This window comes from Citrobacter sp. CK189 (genome assembly GCF_030333505.1).
Classification (GTDB): domain Bacteria; phylum Pseudomonadota; class Gammaproteobacteria; order Enterobacterales; family Enterobacteriaceae; genus Citrobacter_B; species Citrobacter_B koseri.
Genome location: NZ_JAOWFV010000039.1, coordinates 551680 through 568464, shown reverse-complemented (window position 1 = coordinate 568464; position 16785 = coordinate 551680). Strand labels below are relative to the sequence as shown.

General features: G+C 56.1%; 17 protein-coding genes and 2 tRNA genes. 7 read left to right on the top strand and 12 right to left on the bottom strand.

The genetic code is table 11. The features are described from left to right. Window positions 1–2: 2 nt before the first annotated feature. From OGV83_RS18385 to mltB, 11 genes are all read right to left on the bottom strand, one after another. Window positions 3–79, bottom strand: a tRNA-Arg gene (locus tag OGV83_RS18385). A 3-nt stretch (window positions 80–82) separates the two neighbouring features. Then, window positions 83–175: transfer RNA gene (locus OGV83_RS18380), tRNA-Ser, on the bottom strand. Between the two features lie 340 nt (window positions 176–515). Further along, the gene (gene csrA / locus OGV83_RS18375) at window positions 516–701 is read right to left on the bottom strand and encodes a carbon storage regulator CsrA (RefSeq protein WP_000906486.1); all 186 of its coding nucleotides are present in this window, start codon (window positions 699–701) and stop codon (window positions 516–518) included. Window positions 702–940: 239 nt separating this feature from the next. Further along, a complete protein-coding gene (gene alaS / locus OGV83_RS18370) occupies window positions 941–3568 on the bottom strand; it encodes an alanine--tRNA ligase (RefSeq protein WP_286464293.1) in 2628 nt (875 codons plus the stop codon). 131 nt (window positions 3569–3699) lie between these two features. Continuing rightward, window positions 3700–4200: a recombination regulator RecX gene (gene recX / locus OGV83_RS18365; protein ID WP_047461718.1), complete on the bottom strand. Its 501-nt coding sequence runs from the start codon at window positions 4198–4200 to the stop codon at window positions 3700–3702. Between the two features lie 106 nt (window positions 4201–4306). Then, window positions 4307–5371 carry a recombinase RecA gene (recA, locus tag OGV83_RS18360; RefSeq protein ID WP_012134806.1) on the bottom strand — a complete coding sequence of 355 codons (1065 nt, stop codon included), beginning with the start codon at window positions 5369–5371 and terminating at the stop codon, window positions 4307–4309. Window positions 5372–5467: 96 nt separating this feature from the next. Next, window positions 5468–5965 (bottom strand): nicotinamide-nucleotide amidase, encoded by a 498-nt coding sequence (gene pncC, locus OGV83_RS18355; protein WP_024130886.1) that lies wholly within the window; start codon window positions 5963–5965, stop codon window positions 5468–5470. A 129-nt stretch (window positions 5966–6094) separates the two neighbouring features. Further along, window positions 6095–6973, bottom strand: coding sequence for a metal ABC transporter substrate-binding protein (locus OGV83_RS18350; protein ID WP_024130887.1), 879 nt, complete (start codon window positions 6971–6973; stop codon window positions 6095–6097). A 14-nt stretch (window positions 6974–6987) separates the two neighbouring features. Then, window positions 6988–7848: a metal ABC transporter permease gene (locus tag OGV83_RS18345; RefSeq protein ID WP_012134809.1), complete on the bottom strand. Its 861-nt coding sequence runs from the start codon at window positions 7846–7848 to the stop codon at window positions 6988–6990. Beyond that, a complete protein-coding gene (locus OGV83_RS18340; protein WP_153258541.1) occupies window positions 7845–8498 on the bottom strand; it encodes a metal ABC transporter ATP-binding protein in 654 nt (217 codons plus the stop codon). Before OGV83_RS18340 ends, OGV83_RS18345 begins: the two co-directional genes overlap by 4 nt. Window positions 8499–8801: 303 nt before the next feature. Further along, the gene (gene mltB, locus OGV83_RS18335) at window positions 8802–9902 is read right to left on the bottom strand and encodes a lytic murein transglycosylase B (RefSeq protein WP_104868275.1); all 1101 of its coding nucleotides are present in this window, start codon (window positions 9900–9902) and stop codon (window positions 8802–8804) included. A 255-nt stretch (window positions 9903–10157) separates the two neighbouring features. Here mltB and srlA point away from each other — a divergent pair, with 255 nt between their 5' ends. The 7 genes from srlA (at window position 10158) to gutQ (ending at window position 15127) form a co-directional block, all read left to right on the top strand. After that, window positions 10158–10721, top strand: coding sequence for a PTS glucitol/sorbitol transporter subunit IIC (gene srlA, locus OGV83_RS18330; RefSeq protein WP_012134812.1), 564 nt, complete (start codon window positions 10158–10160; stop codon window positions 10719–10721). Next, window positions 10718–11689, top strand: coding sequence for a PTS glucitol/sorbitol transporter subunit IIB (srlE, locus tag OGV83_RS18325; protein ID WP_286464289.1), 972 nt, complete (start codon window positions 10718–10720; stop codon window positions 11687–11689). Before srlA ends, srlE begins: the two co-directional genes overlap by 4 nt. An 11-nt stretch (window positions 11690–11700) precedes the next feature. Next, window positions 11701–12063 (top strand): PTS glucitol/sorbitol transporter subunit IIA, encoded by a 363-nt coding sequence (gene srlB, locus OGV83_RS18320; protein ID WP_012134814.1) that lies wholly within the window; start codon window positions 11701–11703, stop codon window positions 12061–12063. An 18-nt stretch (window positions 12064–12081) separates the two neighbouring features. Then, window positions 12082–12861 (top strand): sorbitol-6-phosphate dehydrogenase, encoded by a 780-nt coding sequence (gene srlD / locus OGV83_RS18315; protein ID WP_286464287.1) that lies wholly within the window; start codon window positions 12082–12084, stop codon window positions 12859–12861. Window positions 12862–12962: 101 nt separating this feature from the next. Beyond that, window positions 12963–13322 (top strand): transcriptional regulator GutM, encoded by a 360-nt coding sequence (gutM, locus tag OGV83_RS18310; RefSeq protein WP_286464286.1) that lies wholly within the window; start codon window positions 12963–12965, stop codon window positions 13320–13322. Between the two features lie 73 nt (window positions 13323–13395). Next, entirely contained in the window at window positions 13396–14169 is a 774-nt protein-coding gene (gene srlR / locus OGV83_RS18305; RefSeq protein ID WP_012134817.1) for a glucitol operon DNA-binding transcriptional repressor SrlR, read from the top strand. After that, complete coding sequence (gutQ, locus tag OGV83_RS18300) at window positions 14162–15127, top strand: arabinose-5-phosphate isomerase GutQ (RefSeq protein ID WP_012134818.1); 966 nt, start codon at window positions 14162–14164, stop codon at window positions 15125–15127. Before srlR ends, gutQ begins: the two co-directional genes overlap by 8 nt. Here the strand turns inward: gutQ and norR are convergent. After that, window positions 15124–16644, bottom strand: a complete 1521-nt coding sequence (gene norR / locus OGV83_RS18295) for a nitric oxide reductase transcriptional regulator NorR (RefSeq protein WP_012134819.1) — start codon at window positions 16642–16644, stop codon at window positions 15124–15126. The two genes, gutQ and norR, sit on opposite strands and share 4 nt — an antisense overlap. Window positions 16645–16785: the final 141 nt, after the last annotated feature.

Genomic DNA, 16785 nt, shown 5'->3' with positions numbered 1-16785 from the left:
GATGGTGCATCCGGGAGGATTCGAACCTCCGACCGCTCGGTTCGTAGCCGAGTACTCTATCCAGCTGAGCTACGGATGCAAATGGCGGTGAGGCGGGGATTCGAACCCCGGATGCAGCTTTTGACCGCATACTCCCTTAGCAGGGGAGCGCCTTCAGCCTCTCGGCCACCTCACCACGCGCCTCTTACGAGTGCTTCGAAGAACTTGTTTCTGCTCATCGTCGCTGCGTGGCGCACATATTACTTTCTGGGACTTATAAGTCAAACAATTTTTCCCACGCTTTTATCGTTTGCACACTTCACGCTCAATTAGTCTGCAAAAACGGCAAAAAGGGTGTTTTATCAACAGATAAATCGGCGTGTTACACCGCCTGAGCGCAGGCAGAAAAACCGAATAACCAGGAAAGAGCCTGCCGGCACCGGAAGCGATACGGAAAAAGAGTGAAGAAAAATGAAAAAGAGAAAGGAAGCGAGGAGCAGGTTGCGCCTCATCGGAAGAGATGAGACGCGAAAACCTTAGTAACTGGACTGCTGGGATTTTTCAGCCTGGATACGCTGGTAGATCTCCTCACGATGGACAGAGACTTCTTTCGGGGCGTTTACGCCAATGCGCACCTGGTTGCCCTTTACCCCTAAAACTGTCACGGTGACCTCATCTCCAATCATGAGGGTCTCACCAACTCGACGAGTCAGAATCAGCATTCTTTGCTCCTTGAAAGATTAAAAGAGTCGGGTCTCTCTGTATCCCGGCATTATCCATCATATAACGCCAAAAAGTAAGCGATGACAAACACGTAAAGTGTAAGCAGTCACGGCATCACATTCTGTTAAACCTAAGTTTAGCCGATATACACAACTTCAACCTGACTTTATCGTTGTCAATAACGTTGATGCAAACGCCGCAGACCGGGGCCTGCGGCGTTAGATAACGCTTATAGTTATTACAGTTTTGCGCTAACCCAGCCTTTCACACTGGCTAACGCTGCTGGCAGAGCAGCCGCATCCGTACCACCGGCTTGCGCCATGTCTGGACGTCCGCCGCCCTTGCCGCCCACCTGCTGAGCGACCATGCCGACCAGCTCCCCTGCTTTCACGCGGTCGGTCACATCCTTCGACACGCCCGCAATCAGAGAAACCTTACCTTCCGCTACCGTTGCAAGAACGATAACGGTAGAACCCAGTTGATTTTTCAGATCATCAACCATCGTACGCAGCATTTTTGGCTCAACGCCCGCAAGCTCGCTAACCAGCAGCTTCACGCCGTTGATATCAACCGCTTTGCTGGAAAGGTTCGCACTTTCCTGCACGGCAGCCTGTTCTTTCAACTGCTGCAACTCTTTTTCAAGCTGACGCGTACGTTCCAGTACAGAACGGACTTTTTCGCCCAGATTCTGGCTGTCGCCCTTCAGCAGTTGTGCGATATCGCTTAAGCGATCGCTTTCAGCGTGTAGCGTAGCAATCGCGCCTTCGCCCGTAACCGCTTCAATACGGCGAACGCCTGCCGCAGTACCGGATTCAGAAACGATGCGGAACAGACCGATATCCCCCGTACGGCTGGCGTGCGTACCGCCACACAGTTCGGTGGAGAAATCGCCCATGCTCAGCACACGAACGCGATCGTCATACTTCTCGCCAAACAGCGCCATTGCGCCTTTAGCTTTCGCCGCTTCAAGGTCCATGATGTTGGTTTCGACCGGCAGGTTGCGACGGATTTGCGCATTCACCAGATCTTCCACCGCACGGATTTCAGACGGTTTCATCGCTTCATTATGCGAGAAGTCGAAACGCAGGACTTTGTCGTTAACCAGCGAGCCTTTCTGCGCTACGTGCGTGCCCAGAATCTGGCGCAGCGCCGCGTGCATCAGGTGCGTCGCAGAGTGATTCAGGCGAATACGCGCCCGGCGAGCGTCATCCACATCAGCCTGCACCGCATCACCCACTTTCAGGGAACCGGTCGAAAGCGTACCGATATGTCCAATCGCCTGGCCATATTTTTGCGTATCGCTAACCGCAAACGCGAAGCCTGCGCCTTTCAGTTCGCCTTTATCGCCAACCTGACCGCCGGATTCCGCATAGAACGGCGTCTGATCCAGCACGACAACGGCTTCCTGACCCGCGCTAATCGCATCTACCGCTTTACCATCCACAAACAGCGCGGTCACTTTACCGTTCAGTTCCAGATGCTCATAACCTTTAAATTCTGACGCGCCGTCAACGCGGATCATCGCGTTATAGTCTGCGCCAAAACCGCTGGCCTCACGCGCACGACGACGCTGTTCTTCCATCGCGGCTTCAAATCCCGCTTCATCAACTTTGATGTTGCGCTCGCGGCAAACGTCCGCCGTCAGGTCAACCGGGAAGCCGTAGGTGTCATACAGACGGAAAGCGGTTTCGCCATCCAGCGTGTCGCCGGAAAGCTTCGCCAGCTCTTCGTCCAGCAGCGCCAGACCACGTTCCAGCGTACGGGCAAACTGCTCTTCTTCCGTTTTCAGAACCTGCTCAACCTGTGCCTGCTGGCGCTTCAGCTCTTCACCGGCAGAGCCCATAACGTCAATCAGCGGCCCAACCAGCTTGTAGAAGAAGGTCTCTTTCGCGCCCAGCATGTTGCCATGACGAACCGCACGACGAATGATACGGCGCAGCACATAGCCACGGTTTTCATTCGACGGAACCACGCCGTCGGCGATCAGGAAAGCGCAGGAACGGATGTGGTCGGCAATCACGCGCAGCGACTTGTTGCTCAGGTCGGTCGCGCCAGTCACCTTCGCAACGGCTTCAATCAACGTGCGGAACAGGTCAATTTCATAGTTGGAGTTAACGTGTTGCAATACAGCGGCAATACGCTCCAGACCCATACCGGTATCGACGGACGGTTTCGGCAGCGGTTCCATCGTACCGTCAGCCTGACGGTTGAACTGCATGAAGACGATGTTCCAGATCTCAATATAGCGATCGCCATCTTCTTCCGGGCTTCCCGGAGGGCCGCCCCAGATGTGATCGCCGTGGTCGTAGAAGATCTCGGTACATGGACCGCACGGCCCTGTATCGCCCATCTGCCAGAAGTTGTCGGACGCGTATGCCGCGCCTTTGTTATCACCAATTCGGATGATACGTTCGCGCGGAATGCCGACTTCTTTTTCCCAGATCTCGTAGGCTTCATCGTCAGTTTCATAGACGGTCACCCACAGACGCTCTTTTGGCAGGGCAAACCAGTTTTCACCGGTCAGCAGTTCCCACGCAAACTGAATCGCGTCGTGTTTGAAATAGTCGCCGAAGCTGAAGTTACCCAGCATTTCGAAGAAGGTGTGGTGACGTGCAGTGTAACCGACGTTTTCCAGATCGTTGTGTTTACCGCCCGCACGTACGCAACGCTGCGAAGTGGTGGCGCGGGAATAATTACGCTTGTCGAGCCCAAGGAAAACATCCTTGAACTGGTTCATCCCGGCGTTGGTAAACAACAAAGTTGGGTCATTGTTTGGCACCAGGGAGCTGCTGGCAACTACCTGATGTCCCTTACTGTGGAAAAAATCGAGAAACGCCTGACGGATCTCAGCGGTGCTCTTGCTCATAATTATCCTGAAATCAAGCTAACGAAATATCATTACCCGCCTCAGCGCTCATATGCCCTGCCCGGCTGGCAATTGAAAAAAGTGGGAATAAGATAAGTTTTCTTTACGGGGAAGTAAAATCCCGTATGCAGTCAATCGTCAAAATTTCGCCATATCTCCTGAATATCCTCCATCAGATAGCCACGATAAAGCAGGAAACGCTGGACTTTGACCTTTTCCGAAAATGCGGCTGGTAAGGGTTCGCCATATTTGCGGATCGCCTGTTCGCGAGCAAGAAGCAACCACTCAATCTCGCATTCACGCATTGCGCGTTCAATCGCCTCACGCGCAATGCCTTTTTGATTTAGCTCCTGCCGAATACGTGCCGGGCCATAACCTTTACGGCTGCGGCTGGCGATAAAACGCGAAACAAAACGATGATCATCAAGGTAGTTGTGCTCATGGCACCAGGCGATAACCCGTTCATAGTCTTCCGGCGCCGCATCGATCTCTTCCGGCCCGTTTTTTCCCATAACCGGTGCGGAGAGTTTACGCCGCAGTTCCTGTTCACTGTGATCGCGTACCGCCAGAATACGTACCGCGCGATCCAGCAGACGGTTATATGCGGGGCGTCGCGGTGTGGATTCACTCATAACAAACCTTCGGAAAAAGAAATGCAAAAAGGGCCGCAAGATATGCAGCCCTTCAAAGTATAAGCCCGATAAGACGCTATAGCGCCGCCACCGGGCAATGCAACGATTAGAAATCTTCGTTGGTTTCTTTCACACCTTCACCGTTGTCATCAACGGAGAAGTCTGGCGTCGAGTCCTGATTGCTCAGCAGCAGCTCACGCACTTTTTTCTCGATCTCTTTGGCGGTCGCCGGGTTCTCTTTCAGCCAGGCAGTGGCATTCGCTTTACCCTGACCGATTTTCTCGCCGTTATAGCTGTACCATGCACCGGCTTTCTCGATCAGCTTCTCTTTCACGCCCAGGTCAACCAGTTCGCCATAGAAGTTGATGCCTTCGCCGTAGAGGATCTGGAACTCAGCCTGTTTAAACGGCGCGGCGATTTTGTTCTTCACAACCTTCACGCGGGTTTCGCTACCCACGACGTTTTCGCCCTCTTTCACCGCGCCGATACGGCGGATATCCAGACGAACGGACGCGTAGAATTTCAGCGCGTTACCCCCGGTAGTGGTTTCCGGGTTGCCGAACATGACGCCAATTTTCATACGGATCTGGTTGATGAAGATCAGCAGGGTGTTAGACTGTTTCAGGTTACCGGCCAGCTTACGCATCGCCTGGCTCATCATACGCGCCGCGAGGCCCATATGAGAGTCGCCGATTTCACCTTCGATTTCCGCTTTCGGCGTCAACGCCGCCACGGAGTCAACAACGATAACGTCTACAGCGCCTGAACGCGCCAGCGCATCACAGATTTCCAGCGCCTGCTCGCCGGTGTCCGGCTGGGAGCACAGCAGGTTGTCGATATCGACGCCCAGTTTGCGGGCATAGATAGGGTCCAGCGCATGTTCGGCGTCGATAAACGCACAGGTTTTGCCTTCACGCTGTGCAGCGGCAATCACCTGAAGCGTCAGGGTGGTTTTACCGGAGGATTCCGGCCCGTAGATTTCTACGATACGCCCCATCGGCAGGCCACCCGCGCCCAGCGCGATATCCAGAGAAAGCGAACCGGTGGAGATGGTTTCCACATCCATGGAACGGTCTTCACCCAGGCGCATGATGGAGCCTTTACCGAATTGTTTTTCGATCTGGCCCAGCGCTGCCGCCAACGCTTTCTGTTTGTTTTCGTCGATAGCCATTAACTACTCCTGTCATGAGCCGGGGTCCGCTTGCGCTTGTACCGGATAGTGAATTCTGTACTGTTAGGTGCAATTATACTGTACAGTCATACAGTATCAAGTGTTTTGTAGAAATTGTTGCCAGAGCGTTTTGAGCGCATATTCCGTCGCCTGGCGACGTACGCTGTCACGGTCGCCGCTAAAGCACTCCCGGCGGGTGATCCCCTCGCCCTGTGCGGTTGCGAAACCAAACCAGACAGTGCCGACGGGCTTCACGTCGCTGCCGCCGTCCGGCCCGGCAATACCGCTGATAGAAACGGCATAATCCGCGCGGGCCGCTCTGAGCGCGCCAATCGCCATCTCAATCACCACCGGTTCGCTGACCGCGCCGTGCTGCTCAAGCGTCGGTTCGCGCACGCCAATCATTTGCGCTTTCGCTTCATTACTGTAGGTAACAAAACCGCGTTCAAACCAGGCGGAACTCCCGGCGATATCGGTAATCACTTTCGCTACCCAACCGCCCGTGCAGGACTCCGCTGTCGTTAGCGTTGCGCCGCGCTGTTTCAGCGCCAGCCCTACCACTTCGCTTAACTGCATCAATTCATGGTCAGTCATCATCGCTTAAGGCTCCTGAAAAACGTGCAGCACAAGATAGCACTTTCTGAGCAGATATGGGGACGAGGTGAGGATTTTACGAGGAGGCTTCAGAAAAAAGCCGATGCGAAGCATCGGCCAATCGTACGGTTACTTCATGCTGTTGGCGATGGTCTCAACATTGTGGCGAAACGCTTTTACGTAGCTATCCGCCACGCCGCCTTTTGCCGACAAGGCTTCAGGATACAGCTCGCCGCCCGGCTGCGCGCCCGTCGCGCTGGCGATCTGTTTTACCAGACGCGGATCGAGCTGATTCTCCATAAACCAGGTGTTCACCCCATCCGCTTTAATCTGCTTAATGAGCGCGGCGACCTGCGCGGCAGAGGCTTCACTTTCCGACGACAGCCCCTGCGGCGCCAAAAACTCAACGCCGTAGGCGCGACCGAAATAACCGAAGGCGTCGTGGCTGGTCAGCACCTTGCGTTTCTCCTGCGGGATCTGGCTAAAGCGCGCTTTCGCCCACGCGTCCAGTTCAGTCAGCTGTGCAATATAAGGTTTGCCGGAAGCCTCCAGCGCGGCTTTATCCTGCGGGTCGGCGTTGACCAGCCCGGAAAGAATATTCTGCGCATACAGCGCGCCGTTCGCTGCGCTATTCCAGGCATGCGGATCGGTGACGGTTTCGCCGTCTTCATCCAGCGTATGCGTCTTCACCCCGTCGGAAGCCACCACCAGCGTACCTTTGAAACCGGAGGCTTTTACCAGCCGGTCAAGCCACCCCTCCAGCCCCAGCCCGTTCACTACCACCACATCCGCTTTGCTCAACGCCGCGCTGTCTTTCGGCGAAGGCTCGAAGGTATGCGGATCGCCATCCGGCCCAACCAGCGTAGTGACGTTGACATTCTTGCCGCCGACCTCCTGGGTGATGTCGCCGAGAATAGAAAAACTCGTCACCACATTCAGCGTTTTCGCCAGCGCGCCTTGCGTCATCAACCCCAACGCGAGCGCAATCATTACCCCTGTACGTTTCATCTTTTCCCCTTGCATTAAAAAAGCGCGCGCAGACTGTCAGCCAGCCTGCTGCGCGTGCCGAATAAAATGGAAATAAAGAACAGCGCGCTGGCGGTCAGTACAATCGACGGCCCGGCGGGTAAACTCACCGCCCAGGAAAGGCTTAGCCCCAGCCATGCACAGACGACGCCGCTGCCGCCGGCAAGCAATAACAGCCCCGGTAACGTGCGCGCCCAGCAGCGTGCCGCAACGGCAGGAAGCATCATCAGCCCCACCGCCATCAGCGTGCCGAGTACCTGAAAGCCAGCCACCAGATTCAACACCAGCAACGAGAGAAACAGCCCGTGCAGCAGCGAAGGCAGCCAGCGCGCGTTAACCTGCAACCATGCGGTATCAAACGCTTCACTCACCAGACCACGATAGAAAATCGCCAGCATGATCAATGTGAATGCGCATACCCCCGCCACGAACAGCGCGGAATCGCGATCGACCGCCAGAATGGAACCAAACAGAAGATGCAGCAGATCGACATTTGACCCGCGCAGCGACACCAGCGTAACCCCCAGCGCCAGCGATCCCAGGTAGAACCCGGCGAAGCTGGCGTCTTCTTTTAGCGGCGTACGGCGACTCACCATTCCCGCCACCAGCGCTACCGTAATCCCGGCGATAAACCCGCCGATGCTCATTGCCAGCAATGACATTCCACTGAGCAGATAGCCCACCGCCACGCCGGGCAGCACCGCATGCGACAGCGCGTCCCCCATCAGGCTCATACGTCGCAGCAGTAAAAAGACGCCAAGCGCCGTCGTGCTGACCGAAAGCGCCAGACAGACCACCAGCGCCCGCCGCATAAAGCCGTATTCAATAAACGGCTGAAAGAAGATATGCCAGATCATGCCACCCTCACCCGCTCGGTCATCCAGTGAGACACGTCCGTATCCAGCCGTAACGTCTGCGGAAAATAGCGCGCCACCCGTTCGCTGTCGTGCAGCACCGCCAGCACCGTTTGCCCTCGCTGATACATCTCCAGCATCAGCCCCATCAGTACGTTGCAGGTCTCCTCATCCACGCCGGTAAAGGGTTCATCCAGCATGACCAGCGGCGCTTCCTGCACCAGCACACGGGCAAACAGCATGCGTTGAAACTGACCGCCGGAGAGTTCATCAATGGTCATCGTCGCCATTGCCTCCAGCCCCACGCGCTCAATAGCGTGGGCAATACGCAGACGGGTTTTGCGTTGAAATCCCCCCAGCAGGGAAATAGCAGGCCAGCACCCCATGCTCACCACGTCCTGAACGGTAAGCGGAAACTGCGTCTCCAGCGCGTGACGTTGCGCCAGCCAGCCAATTACCGGGCGGCGTCCGCGCCAGCGAAATGCGCCACTCACCGGAGGAAGAAAACCAGCCAGCGTTTTCAGCAGCGTTGATTTGCCGCAGCCGTTAGCGCCGATAATCGCCGTCATGCTGCCGCGTTCCAGCGTGCCAGTCAGCGGCGACGTGACCGGCTGTCGCTCGTAACCGGCCACCAGTTGATTCAGGATAATCATGGCAATGCCACCGCCCAGCGCACGGCCAGTCCGATAAACAAAACAAGCGCGATAGCCATCAGCAGGCGAGTCAGAGCCGAAAGAGAGAAGAGTGAAGCAGACATATTCGCACCACAAAAAATGTTATAACATAACAATAATGAAATGCGATGCGGATGTAAATGCCAGGAAAAAAGGGAGTGTGGCGAAATGTTTCAGACGTGAAATAGCGCAGCAGCGGCGCTGCACGCTCCCCTTTCTCTCAGGGAAAAGGGAGCGTAATCCAGACCGGGTAAGCGTAGCCCCCCGGAAAACACGCGGCGGCTACTGACTAAACGGCGACGCCGCAGGTACACGCGCCAGCGCGACGGCCTGACCAAGCTGCCAGACCGCCATCGCATAGTGAGTGCTGTGGTTATAGCGCGTGATGGCATAGAAGTTCGGCAACCCGTACCAGTACTGATAGCCCGTACCCACATCCAGGCGCAGCAGGCTGGCCTGCTGATGATTGCCCAGCGACTGCTGCGGCGTCAGCCCGGCGGCCGCAAGCTGAGAAATGCTGTACTGGGTTTTAAAGCCGTTCGCCAGCCCCGGCGCCTGACCGTTGGCCGGAACGGCGACCACATCGCCTTTCACCCAACCGTGGGCTTTGAAATAGTTCGCCACGCTGCCGATGGCATCAACCGGGTCCCACAGGTTGATGTGCCCGTCGCCGTTAAAGTCCACCGCGTACTGCTTATAGGACGACGGCATAAACTGTCCGTACCCCATCGCACCGGCAAAAGACCCTTTCAGATCCAGCGGGTCGTCCTGTTCATCACGCGCCATCAGCAGGAACGTTTCCAGCTCGCCGGAGAAATACTCCGCCCGACGCGGATAGTTAAACGACAGCGTCGCCAGCGCATCCAGAATTCGCGTTTTACCCATGATGCGGCCCCAGCGGGTTTCCACGCCAATAATGCCAACGATAATCTCCGGCGGGACGCCATAAACCTGCCATGCACGGTTCAACGCATCCTCATATTGATTCCAGAACGCCACGCCGTTTTGCACATTGTCCGGGGTAATAAACTGCTTGCGATAGCGCAACCATGCGCCATTCGGCCCCGCTGGCGGTTGCGTGGTCGGCGCCTGTCTGTCCATCAGTCGCAGAACGTAGTCCAGGCGCTTCGCCTGCGACAGGATCTCCTGCAACTGCTGGCGATTAAAACCGTGCTTGTTCACCATCTTCTCAATGAACTGCTGCGCGTTCGGATTATTGGCGAAATCACCGCCCATCACCATGACATTGTGCTGTGGCTCAAGCAGGAAACCGCCGGACGGCGCTCCCGTTGTCGTTTGAATTTCTGAAGACTGTGGTTTGCTGCTACAGGCAGCAAGCAACGCAAAGAGAGGAAGTAGTGCTACATAACGACGCTTGAACATGAGACATCCATTAAACAGATTCAGCCAGGGGGAAGTATGGTAAAGCATCCCGCTTCGCACAAGGAAGCGCTCTTCACAGAATACGCACTATTCTCCCGTAACATCCCTGCTTTTTTTCTCCGTAATAAACGCAAACTTTCATTTTAAAATATTTATCTTTCATTTTGAGATCAAAATAACACTTTTAAATCTTTCGATCTAATTAAAATAACTCACCAATTGGCAAGATAACAACAAACCCTACAGGAGAGAACAATGATCGAAACCATTACACATGGTGCGGAGTGGTTTATCGGGCTGTTCCAGAAAGGCGGAGAGGTGTTCACCAGTATGGTGACCGGTATCCTTCCGCTCTTGATAAGCCTGCTGGTCATCATGAATGCCTTAATAAACTTCATTGGCCAGCAGCGTATTGAACGTTTTGCCCAGCGCTGCGCCGGGAACCCGTTATCCCGTTACCTGCTGTTGCCGTGCATCGGTACGTTTGTGTTTTGTAACCCGATGACGCTGAGTCTGGGCCGCTTTATGCCAGAAAAATACAAGCCCAGTTACTACGCGGCGGCTTCCTACAGCTGCCACTCGATGAACGGACTGTTCCCGCACATCAACCCCGGCGAACTGTTTGTTTACCTGGGCATCGCCAGCGGCCTGACGACACTCGGCCTCCCGCTTGGCCCGCTCGCCGTCAGCTATCTGCTGGTCGGTCTGGTCACCAACTTCTTCCGTGGCTGGGTGACTGACCTCACCACATCCATCTTTGAGAAAAAAATGGGCATTCAACTTGAGCAGAAAGTCCACCTGGCTGGAGCAACATCATGACGCGTATTCGTATTGAGAAAGGCACCGGCGGCTGGGGCGGCCCGCTTGAACTGGATGCAACACCCGGAAAGAAAATCGTCTACATCACCGCCGGGACGCGTCCGGGGATTGTCGACAAACTGGCGAAACTGACAGGCTGGCAGGCGGTGGATGGCTTTAAAGAGGGCGAACCGCCTGAGGAAGAGATCGGCGCGGCGATCATCGACTGCGGCGGCACGCTGCGCTGCGGGATTTATCCGAAGCGGCGCATTCCAACCATCAACATCCACTCTACCGGGAAGTCGGGGCCGCTGGCGCAATACATCATGGAAGATATTTACGTCTCCGGGGTGAAAGAAGAGAACATCACGCTGAGCGGCGAGGAGCCTGCAAACGCGCAGCCTGTCGCCTCGCCTGCGGGCCGCGATTACGACGCCAGCAAAAAAATCACCGAACAGAGCGATGGCCTGCTGGCGAAAGTCGGTATGGGGATGGGCTCAGCGGTAGCGGTGCTGTTCCAGTCCGGGCGTGACACCATCGATACGGTGCTGAAAACCATTCTGCCGTTTATGGCCTTCGTCTCGGCGCTGATCGGCATCATTATGGCCTCCGGTCTCGGCGACTGGATCGCTCACGGCCTGGCGCCGCTTGCCAGCCATCCGCTGGGGCTGGTCACGCTGGCGCTCATCTGTTCATTCCCGCTGCTGTCGCCCTTCCTCGGCCCTGGCGCGGTGATCGCCCAGGTTATCGGGGTGCTGATTGGCGTGCAGATTGGTCTGGGTAATATCCCTCCCCATCTGGCGCTGCCCGCGCTGTTCGCGATTAACGCTCAGGCCGCGTGCGACTTTATTCCGGTCGGTTTATCGCTGGCGGAGGCCCGTCAGGACACCGTTCGCGTCGGCGTGCCTTCCGTGCTGGTGAGCCGCTTCCTGACCGGCGCGCCTACCGTTCTCATCGCCTGGTTTGTTTCCGGCTTTATTTATCAATAAGAGGTTCAGAGATGACCGTGATTTACCAGACCACCATCACCCGTATCGGCGAGAGCGCACCGGACGCGCTCTGCGACAGGATGCTGATTACCTTTCGTGAAGGCGCGCCTGCGGATATCGAAGCGTTTTGCTTTATCCACTGCCACGGCGAGCTGAACGGCACGCTGCAACCCGGCGCACAGTTTCAGCTGGGTGAGCATCGCTATCCGGTGACTGCTGTGGGTAGCGTGGCCGAGCAGAATCTGCGTGAACTGGGGCATATCACCCTGCGCTTCGACGGGCTGAACGAGGCGGAATTTCCCGGCACCGTACACGTTGCGGGGCCAGTACCGGACGACATCGCGCCGGGCTGTATTTTGAAGTTTGTGGCTTAAAGGTTTAAGGAGAGAAAAATGAATCAGGTTGCCGTTGTCATTGGTGGAGGCCAGACCCTGGGGGCCTTCCTCTGCCGTGGGCTTGCAGAGGCTGGTTATCGCGTCGCCGTTGTCGATATTCAGAGTGATAAAGCCGCAAATGTGGCGCAGGAGATTAACGCCGCGTTTGGCGAAGGCATGGCGTACGGTTTTGGCGCCGATGCCACCAGCGAGCAGAGCGTTCTGGCGCTCTCTCGCGGAGTCGATGAAATTTTTGGTCGGGTTGATCTGCTGGTCTACAGCGCGGGCATCGCCAAAGCGGCGTTTATCAGCGATTTTCAACTCGGCGATTTCGACCGCTCGCTACAGGTGAATCTGGTGGGGTATTTCCTCTGCGCTCGCGAATTCTCCCGCCTGATGATCCGCGACGGCATTCAGGGACGCATTATCCAGATCAACTCCAAGTCCGGGAAAGTGGGCAGTAAACACAACTCCGGCTATAGCGCGGCGAAGTTCGGCGGCGTGGGCTTAACCCAGTCGCTGGCGCTGGATCTGGCAGAATACGGCATTACCGTGCATTCGCTGATGCTTGGCAACCTGCTGAAATCACCAATGTTCCAGTCGCTGCTGCCGCAGTACGCCGCCAAGCTTGGCATCAAACCGGACGAAGTGGAGCAGTATTACATTGACAAAGTTCCGTTAAAACGCGGCTGTGATTATCAGGACGTACTGGACATGCTGCTGTTTTACGCCAGCGCGAAGGCGTCGTACTGCACCGGACAGTCCATCAATGTGACCGGCGGTCAGGTGATGTTTTAAGAGGTATGATTGCCCGGTGGCGCTGCGCTTACCGGGCCTACGAATATTATGTAGGCCGGATAAGGCGCAGCCGCCATCCGGCAAAATCAAAGGAGCGCATTATGGTTTCCGCACTGATCACCGTCGCCGTTATCGCCTGGTGTGCGCAACTGGCGCTGGGCGGCTGGCAAATCTCCCGCTTTAACCGGGCGTTCGACAAACTTTGCCAACGAGGGCGAGTGGGCGTCGGGCGCTCCGGCGGACGCTGTAAACCGCGAGTGGTGGTCGCCATCGCTCTGGATGACCAGCAGCGCGTTACGGATACCTTATTCATGAAAGGTCTCACCGTCTTTGCCCGACCGGTTAAAATTCCCGCAATACAGGGCAAACATCTTGATGAATTACAGCCTGATGTGATCTTTCCCCATGATTCGCTCTCACAGAATGCACTATCATTAGCGCTTAAACTGAAACATGGGTAATTTCGTTGTGAATGCTAATTGCTTGCGAAATTATCATTTCACAACTTATACATCAGTCAGGGTAATTACGCCTATGAAACCACGTCAGCGTCAGGCTGCTATTCTGGAGCATCTGCAAAAGCAGGGAAAATGCTCGGTTGAGGAGTTGGCCCAGTACTTTGACACCACGGGCACCACCATTCGCAAAGACCTGGTCATTCTGGAAAATGCCGGAACCGTTATTCGCACGTATGGCGGCGTGGTGTTGAATAAAGATGAATCCGACCCGCCTATCGATCACAAAACGCTGATCAACACCCATAAAAAGGCGTTGATCGCACAAGCGGCCGTTCAGTTTATCCACGATGGCGACTCCATCATCCTTGATGCCGGAAGCACCGTGTTGCAGATGGTGCCGATGCTTACCCGCTTTAGCAATATCACCGTCATGACCAACAGCCTGCACATTGTTAACGCCCTTTCGGAGCTGGACAACGAGCAGACCATCCTGATGCCCGGCGGCACATTCCGCAAAAAATCTGCGTCATTTCACGGTCAGCTGGCAGAAAACGCCTTTGAGCAGTTCAGTTTTGATAAACTGTTCATGGGCACCGACGGCATCGATCTCAATGCCGGAGTGACCACCTTTAATGAGGTCTATACCGTCAGCAAAGCGATGTGCAATGCCGCGCGCGAAGTGATTCTGATGGCGGACTCCTCAAAATTTGGGCGTAAAAGCCCCAACGTTGTGTGCAGTCTGGAAAGCGTCGACAAACTGGTTACCGACGCGGGTATCGACCCCGCGTTTCGTCAGGCGCTGGAAGCAAAAGGGATTGAAGTGATCATAACCGGAGAAACCAATGAGTGATGCATTACTGAACGCGGGTCGCCAGACATTACTGCTGGAGTTACAGGAAGCAAGCCGTCTGCCGGAACGCCTGGGCGATGATTTTGTCCGTGCCGCCAATACGATCCTCCACTGCGAAGGCAAAGTGATTGTCTCCGGTATTGGCAAGTCAGGCCATATCGGCAAAAAAATCGCCGCGACTCTCGCCAGTACAGGAACGCCCGCGTTCTTTGTCCACCCGGCAGAAGCGTTACATGGCGATCTCGGCATGATCGAAAGCCGGGATGTGATGCTGTTCATCTCCTATTCCGGCGGTGCGAAAGAGCTGGATCTCATTATTCCGCGCCTGGAAGATAAATCGATAACCCTGCTGGCAATGACCGGAAAGCCAACCTCCCCGCTGGGTCTGGCGGCAAAGGCTGTGCTGGATATCTCCGTTGAGCGCGAAGCCTGCCCGATGCACCTGGCGCCGACCTCCAGCACCGTCAACACCCTGATGATGGGCGACGCGCTGGCTATGGCGGTGATGCAGGCGCGCGGTTTCAATGAAGAGGATTTCGCCCGTTCACACCCTGCCGGGGCGCTGGGCGCGCGTCTGCTCAACAAAGTCCATCACCTGATGCGCCGTGACGATGCGGTGCCGCAGGTTCAGCTCACCACCAGCGTGATGGACGCCATGCTGGAGCTGAGCCGTACCGGATTAGGTCTGGTTGCGGTATGCGACGCGCAGCGCGTTGTGAAAGGCGTCTTTACCGACGGCGACCTGCGCCGCTGGCTGGTTGGCGGCGGCACGCTGGCTACGCCGGTCAGCGAAGCGATGACCCACAACGGCATTACGTTGCAGGAGCAGAGCCGCGCCATCGATGCCAAAGAACTTCTGATGAAGCGCAAGATCACCGCCGCGCCGGTGGTGGATGAAAACGGTAAACTCACCGGCGCAATCAACCTGCAAGATTTCTACCAGGCAGGCATCATCTAACTTTTCAGCCCCAGACGCTTCGCCAGCCGATGCAGGTTGGCGACGTCTGTCTCCAGCGCCCGCGCGCAGGCGGCCCAGTTGTGGTTATTTTGCGCTAACGCACGGCGAATCATCTCCCGCTGGAAAGCCTCGGTCGCGTCGCGCAAATTGTGATTTGCCGGTAGCGTCGGCGTACTGTCGTCAGGCAGAGCGGGAGAAACCTCCTCCTGTAAGGCAAAATGCTGCGCTTCCAGCACCACCTCATCCCCCGCCCGGGTCGCTCTTGCCAGAACCACCGCACGGTGGATCGCATGTTCCAGCTCGCGAACGTTCCCCGGCCAGCCATAGCTCAGCAGGTGGCTACGCGCCCCCGGGCTCAGCACCACGCGGGAAAGCCCCAGCCGCAGGCGGCACTGTTCGCAAAAATACCCGGCCAGCAAGACCACATCCTCACCACGCTCACGCAGCGGCGGCACGGAGAGCGGGAACACGCTCAAACGGTGGAACAGGTCGGCGCGAAAACGCCCGGCCAGCACCTCTTCGCGTAAGTCGCGGTTAGTCGCCGCCAGCACGCGTACGTCGACGCGCAGGCTGCGATCGTCCCCGACGCGTTGAATATCGCCATACTGCAAAACGCGCAGCAGTTTCGCCTGCAACGCCAGCGACAGCTCGCCGATCTCATCAAGAAACAGCGTGCCGTTATCGGCCATTTCGAACTTACCGCTACGGTTGCTGATTGCCCCGGTAAACGCCCCTTTGACGTGGCCGAAAAGCTCGCTCTCCGCCACGCTTTCCGGCAGCGCGGCGCAGTTCAGATACACCAGCGGGTTCACCGCCCGTGGCGAGCCTTCATGAATCGCTTTCGCCACCAGCTCTTTCCCGGTTCCCGTTTCGCCGCTGATCAGCACGTTGAGATCCGACCCCGCTACAATCTCAATCTCTTTTTTCAACTGCATCATATTTGGCGACAGGCCGATCATCTGCGTTTCTTTCACCTGTTCGAAAGAGGCGGAAGACCCCGGCAACATATTCTGGCTTTCTAATTGCTCAATAAGCAGCGCATTGCTCAGCGCCCCCGCCGCCAGCGCTGCGATGAGCCGCAGCTCTTCATCGCTGAAAACATCAAACTGATCGGGTTCCATGCCGTCAAGCGTGAGTGCGCCAATCAGGGTTTGCCCGGCGAACAGCGGCAGCCCGATACAGGCGTGTACCTTCAGGCTCTCCTGATCCGGGATCAGCCCGTCATACGGGTCCGGCAGGTCGCTGTCGGCCGGAAAACGCACCACATCCCCGGCACGGGCAATGGCTTCCAGTCGCGGATGCCCTTCCAGAGTGAAGCGCCTGCCCAGTACATCCTGCGCCAGACCGTCGATCGCCAGCGGAATAAACTGCCGCCCCTCATAGCGCAGCAGCGCCGACGCATCGCACTCCAGCACCTGACGCAGCGTGGTGATCAGGCGCTGAAAGCGGTCCTGATGCCCGATACCACTTTGTAATTCAATGGCGATGCCCGCCAGGACATCAACTGAAAAGCTCATGGCTACCTCATTGTCATTTTGACAATCAATAGTGTCATATTGACAATTAATTGAATAGTCTTTTTGACTACCATTTTATGAGTATAAATTTTTTAATTATTTAAAATCAATCAGTTAAAAAGTTGGCACGCATCCTGCTAT